The organism is Pseudomonas sp. BAV 4579 (genome assembly GCF_009765395.1).
Taxonomy (GTDB): Bacteria; Pseudomonadota; Gammaproteobacteria; order Pseudomonadales; family Pseudomonadaceae; genus Chryseomonas; species Chryseomonas aestiva.
The window spans coordinates 2,501-5,657 of the sequence record NZ_WHOV01000115.1; the positions used below are offsets into that span (position 1 = coordinate 2,501).

Below are 3,157 nucleotides of genomic sequence, written 5' to 3' on the forward strand. Positions count from 1 at the left end.
ATAGCCTGCGATAAGCTTCGGTGAGGTGGCAAATGACCTGTGACCCGGAGATCTCTGAATGGGGAAACCCACCTAGCATAAGCTAGGTATCTTAACCTGAATCCATAGGGTTAAGAGGCGAACCAGGGGAACTGAAACATCTAAGTACCCTGAGGAAAAGAAATCAACCGAGATTCCCTTAGTAGTGGCGAGCGAACGGGGACCAGCCCTTAAGTTGATTTGAGAGTAGCGGAACGCTTTGGAAAAGGCGGCCATAGTGGGTGATAGCCCTGTACGCGAAACGCTCTTATCAATGAAATCGAGTAGGACGGGGCACGAGAAACCCTGTCTGAATATGGGGGGACCATCCTCCAAGGCTAAATACTCCTGACTGACCGATAGTGAACCAGTACCGTGAGGGAAAGGCGAAAAGAACCCCGGAGAGGGGAGTGAAATAGAACCTGAAACCGTATGCGTACAAGCAGTGGGAGCCTACTTGTTAGGTGACTGCGTACCTTTTGTATAATGGGTCAGCGACTTATTTTCAGTGGCGAGCTTAACCGAATAGGGGAGGCGTAGCGAAAGCGAGTCTTAATAGGGCGTTTAGTCGCTGGGAATAGACCCGAAACCGGGCGATCTATCCATGAGCAGGTTGAAGGTTAGGTAACACTGACTGGAGGACCGAACCCACTTCCGTTGAAAAGGCAGGGGATGACTTGTGGATCGGAGTGAAAGGCTAATCAAGCTCGGAGATAGCTGGTTCTCCTCGAAAGCTATTTAGGTAGCGCCTCATGTATCACTCTGGGGGGTAGAGCACTGTTTCGGCTAGGGGGTCATCCCGACTTACCAAACCGATGCAAACTCCGAATACCCAGAAGTGCCGAGCATGGGAGACACACGGCGGGTGCTAACGTCCGTCGTGAAAAGGGAAACAACCCAGACCGTCAGCTAAGGTCCCAAAGTCCTGGTTAAGTGGTAAACGATGTGGGAAGGCTTAGACAGCTAGGAGGTTGGCTTAGAAGCAGCCACCCTTTAAAGAAAGCGTAATAGCTCACTAGTCGAGTCGGCCTGCGCGGAAGATGTAACGGGGCTCAAACCAGGCACCGAAGCTACGGGTATCACCTCTGGTGATGCGGTAGAGGAGCGTTCTGTAAGCCTGTGAAGGTGAGTTGAGAAGCTTGCTGGAGGTATCAGAAGTGCGAATGCTGACATGAGTAACGACAATGCGAGTGAAAAACTCGCACGCCGAAAGACCAAGGGTTCCTGCGCAACGTTAATCGACGCAGGGTGAGTCGGTCCCTAAGGCGAGGCTGAAAGGCGTAGTCGATGGGAAACGGGTTAATATTCCCGTACTTCTAGTTACTGCGATGGGGGGACGGAGAAGGCTAGGCCAGCTTGGCGTTGGTTGTCCAAGTTTAAGGTGGTAGGCTGACTGTTTAGGTAAATCCGGACAGTTAAGGCCGAGAGCTGATGACGATCCTTCTTTTAGAAGGAGAAGTGGTTGATGCCATGCTTCCAGGAAAAGCCTCTAAGCTTCAGGTAACTAGGAACCGTACCCCAAACCGACACAGGTGGTCGGGTAGAGAATACCAAGGCGCTTGAGAGAACTCGGGTGAAGGAACTAGGCAAAATGGCACCGTAACTTCGGGAGAAGGTGCGCCGGTGAGGGTGAAGGGTTTACCCCGTAAGCTCATGCCGGTCGAAGATACCAGGCCGCTGCGACTGTTTATTAAAAACACAGCACTCTGCAAACACGAAAGTGGACGTATAGGGTGTGACGCCTGCCCGGTGCCGGAAGGTTAATTGATGGGGTTAGCGCAAGCGAAGCTCTTGATCGAAGCCCCGGTAAACGGCGGCCGTAACTATAACGGTCCTAAGGTAGCGAAATTCCTTGTCGGGTAAGTTCCGACCTGCACGAATGGCGTAACGATGGCGGCGCTGTCTCCACCCGAGACTCAGTGAAATTGAAATCGCTGTGAAGATGCAGTGTATCCGCGGCTAGACGGAAAGACCCCGTGAACCTTTACTGTAGCTTTGCACTGGACTTTGAGCTTGCTTGTGTAGGATAGGTGGGAGGCTTTGAAGCGTGGACGCCAGTCTGCGTGGAGCCATCCTTGAAATACCACCCTGGCAATCTTGAGGTTCTAACTCTGGTCCGTTATCCGGATCGAGGACAGTGTATGGTGGGCAGTTTGACTGGGGCGGTCTCCTCCTAAAGAGTAACGGAGGAGTACGAAGGTGCGCTCAGACCGGTCGGAAATCGGTCGTAGAGTATAAAGGCAAAAGCGCGCTTGACTGCGAGACAGACACGTCGAGCAGGTACGAAAGTAGGTCTTAGTGATCCGGTGGTTCTGTATGGAAGGGCCATCGCTCAACGGATAAAAGGTACTCCGGGGATAACAGGCTGATACCGCCCAAGAGTTCATATCGACGGCGGTGTTTGGCACCTCGATGTCGGCTCATCACATCCTGGGGCTGAAGCCGGTCCCAAGGGTATGGCTGTTCGCCATTTAAAGTGGTACGCGAGCTGGGTTTAGAACGTCGTGAGACAGTTCGGTCCCTATCTGCCGTGGACGTTTGAGATTTGAGAGGGGCTGCTCCTAGTACGAGAGGACCGGAGTGGACGAACCTCTGGTGTTCCGGTTGTCACGCCAGTGGCATTGCCGGGTAGCTACGTTCGGAAGAGATAACCGCTGAAAGCATCTAAGCGGGAAACTTGCCTCAAGATGAGATCTCACTGGAGCCTTGAGCTTCCTGAAGGGCCGTCGAAGACTACGACGTTGATAGGTCGGGTGTGTAAGCGCTGTGAGGCGTTGAGCTAACCGATACTAATTGCCCGTGAGGCTTGACCATATAACACCCAAACAATCTGACCGCGTGTCAGAGCGTGAGGAAGACGACGCCGAAAACGGCGCGTGGGTTCGCAAGACCCAAGACGAGTTGTCTACTTCGATCACAGACCCAATTGGGCCAGCCAGGCAGCCTCATCGCCTGGTCAGCCAACCGAATTGCTTGACGAACATAGAGCATTGGAACCACCTGATCCCTTCCCGAACTCAGAAGTGAAACGATGCATCGCCGATGGTAGTGTGGGGTTTCCCCATGTGAGAGTAGGTCATCGTCAAGCGCCTAACACCCAGCACCCCCGCTCAGATCACTCTGGCGGGGGTGTTGTCTT

2 rRNA genes (1 of these 2 only partly in view) are annotated in these 3,157 nt (G+C 53.2%); both read left to right on the forward strand.

Annotation, left to right across the window (positions count from 1 at the left end):
* Nucleotides 1–2,832: ribosomal RNA gene (locus tag GSQ95_RS20020) — 23S ribosomal RNA — on the forward strand (it extends 60 nt beyond the left edge of the window).
* Between the two features lie 158 nt (nt 2,833–2,990).
* Nucleotides 2,991–3,106: ribosomal RNA gene (gene rrf / locus GSQ95_RS20025) — 5S ribosomal RNA — on the forward strand.
* Nucleotides 3,107–3,157: the final 51 nt, after the last annotated feature.